This window comes from uncultured Cyclobacterium sp. (assembly GCF_963976465.1).
GTDB lineage: Bacteria > Bacteroidota > Bacteroidia > Cytophagales > Cyclobacteriaceae > Cyclobacterium.
Genome location: NZ_CAXBOC010000588.1, coordinates 1 through 3,150, shown reverse-complemented (window position 1 = coordinate 3,150; position 3,150 = coordinate 1). Strand labels below are relative to the sequence as shown.

At 42.8% G+C, this 3,150-nt stretch carries 2 protein-coding genes; both read left to right on the top strand.

The annotated features are described in order from the left end of the window. The coding region (locus AAC037_RS22585; RefSeq protein WP_339905805.1) for an alkaline phosphatase D family protein at window positions 1–2,216 on the top strand (2,216 nt) is incomplete at its 5' end. A gap of 67 nt (window positions 2,217–2,283) precedes the next feature. Continuing rightward, the coding region (locus AAC037_RS22580) for a sulfatase-like hydrolase/transferase (RefSeq protein WP_339905803.1) at window positions 2,284–3,150 on the top strand (867 nt) is incomplete at its 3' end.

Here is a 3,150-nt window from a genome sequence, read left to right as displayed (position 1 = left end):
GATCAGCTGCAGTTTTTGGTAAAGGCTTGGATGTAGGTATCAATGGGGAAGGTGTTTTATTTATTGGTGAGCAGGTAGGTAGGGAGAAGTTACCCTTGGATAATGAAATCAACCTGGTGCTGAAAGGAGAGAATGGAGCTTTGATTTTAGAAGCTTTTGCTCCTCAAGGTAAGCAACTCCTGGGGGTATTGAAAATTGAAAATTATAGGGGTGACCTGGGCGGAAATATTGCGCTGGTATCCCATTTTCCTGAAGAGGCACTTTTCGAATCCTCCGTAGCTTTTTCGGATTGGACTGTAACAGGGGAGAAGGTATTGGCAGCAGAAAATCAAACTTTTGGACCTGTATGTTTTGCCCATTATACCTTGCACGATGGGGTGCTAAAACTAGGTGCGCAACTGGCACCAATAGAAAAAATTAAAGGAAATAAGGTCAGCCTGCAACTAAAAAAAGGAGCGGCCTGGACCACTGTGCAAGAAGCAGCAATAGATGAATTGGGAAGAGTTGCCCACTTCCGATTGGAAGACTGGGCGGAGGAAAGCCCAGTGCCTTACCGAGTGAAAGTAGACTTGCCTTTGAAAAGTGGGGTAGAAAGCCATTATTATTCAGGGACTATCGCTAAAGAGCCGGTTAACAAAGACCAGGTAAAACTGGCGGTCTTTAGTTGCAATGCAGATTACGGCTTCCCGGACAATGAGGTAAGTCTACATTCCCTCAAACATGCTCCGGATATGGCGGTGTTTTTAGGGGATCAATTTTATGAAGGCACCGGTGGATTCGGTATTCAAACTTCACCTTTAGAAAAATCAAGCCTGGACTACCTTCGCAAATGGTACATGTTTGGCTGGTCTTACAGGGAAATATATAGACATATACCATCAGCTTTTATTCCGGATGACCATGATGTTTATCATGGCAATGTTTGGGGAGAAGCAGGAAAGGTAGCCCCAACCGATGAAGGATGGACCTATGTCGCCCAAGACCAAGGGGGCTATAAAATGCCTGCTGAGTGGGTGAATATGGTGCAATTGACACAAACAGGTCACCTGCCCGATGCCTTTGACCCAACACCTGTAAAGCAAGGAATAGGTACTTATTATACCGATTGGGTATATGGGGGAGTTAGCTTTGCCATACTTGAAGATAGAAAGTTTAAATCTGCGCCAAAAAATGTATTGCCTGAAGAAGCCAAGGTTACCAATGGTTTTATTCAAAACAGGGAATTTGACATCAAAGAATACTATGATATTGAGGCAGACTTATTAGGCGAACGCCAGTTAAAATTTTTAAAGCATTGGTCTACGGACTGGAGCAAAGGTGCGGAAATGAAGGCCGTTTTATCGCAAACCAACTTTTGTACTGTAGCTACTCTCCCTGAGGGTAGTATTATCGACAGTATTGTGCCAAAATTACCCATTCCTGAATTGGGCGAATATGTGCCGGGTGATGCACCTACATCCGACATGGATTCCAACGGTTGGCCGCAAAAAGGCAGAGATGAAGCCATAAAAATAATCAGAAAAGCTTTTGCTTTGCATATTGCCGGAGACCAGCATCTGGCCTCAGTAGTCCAGTATGGGGTAGATGAATTCAAAGATTCCGGCTATGCTTTTGCCGGGCCTGCATTGAACAATTTATTTCCCAGACGCTGGTGGCCACCGGTTCCGGAAAAACATGAACCTTTACCCGGAAAACCAAAGTATACAGGGAATTTTAATGATGGATTTGGCAATAAAATGACGGTGCATGCGGTGGCAAACCCAAGAAAAACAGGTATAGAACCGGCGCGAATTTATGATCGGGCAACAGGATATGGAATAGTAACCTTTGACAAGAAAGGTAAGCAAATGACCATGGAATGTTGGCCTAGATACGTCGATCCAAAATCCAACCCAAATGGGCAATATGAAGGTTGGCCGATAACAGTTTCCCAAAAGGAAAATTATGCAAGAAATGCCAAGGGAAGTCTACCTCCTTTGGACTTAAGCAATTGTAACAAACCGATAGTTGAAGTATTTGAAGCGCAATCAGGGGAATTGGTGTATTCTCTTAGGGTCAATGATAAGGTTTTCCGGCCGGAAGTTTTCAGGGAGGGAAATTACTTCGTGAAAGTTACAGATGATAAGCGAGGAAAAAGTATGGTTTTTAATGAGCTGAATACCAATTCTGATCCTATGGCCACCCTCAAAGTTGATTTTGATTCCAATAATGTATAAAACATCCCAAAATAAAATAGCCATATTCTAATGGAAATTTAAATTACCTCAACCATATAAATTAAGAATGAAAAACAGATTACTATTATTACTACCATTTATTGTTTCCCTATTGCCAGCTTGCCAAAGTCAGGAAGAGGAAACTGTTCCTCCAAATATTATTTACATCCTGGCAGATGATTTGGGATATGGAGATTTGGGATGTTATGGACAAGAAAAAATTGAAACGCCCAATATTGATGCTTTGGCAGCATCAGGGATGATGTTTACCCAACATTATTCAGGTGCACCTGTTTGTGCACCCGCCCGTGCAGTATTGCTAACCGGGCAACATTCCGGTCATTCTCAGGTAAGGGGAAATGATGAGTGGGGTAGTAGAGGTGATGTTTGGAATTACCATGCCATGTTAGCAGACTCGACCCTCGAAGGCCAACGGCCAATAGCAACGGGGACTTATACCCTAGGTTCAATGCTTCAAGAGGCTGGTTATACTACTGCTGTGGTTGGAAAATGGGGTTTAGGGGCTCCACATACAGAAGGAATTCCCACCAATCAAGGTTTTGATTATTTCTTTGGTTACAACTGTCAAAGGCAGGCGCACACCCTTTACCCGGTTCATCTTTATGAAAATGAACAACGGGTTTATTTAAACAATGATACGATCGCTCCAAATAAGAAATTACCGGAAGGTGCTGATCCATATGATTTGGCAAATTATGGAGATTATTTTCTTACAGACTATGCCCCTGAAATAATGTCCGATAGAATTGCCGGTTTTGTAAACGAGCAAAGCAGCGATAGGCCTTTCTTTTTATACTGGGCTACTCCTATTCCTCATGTTCCCCTGCAGGCCCCAACAAAATGGATTGATCACTATGTGGAGAAATTTGGAGATGAGGAACCTTATCTGGGAGAAAACTCTTTACCAAGTTAT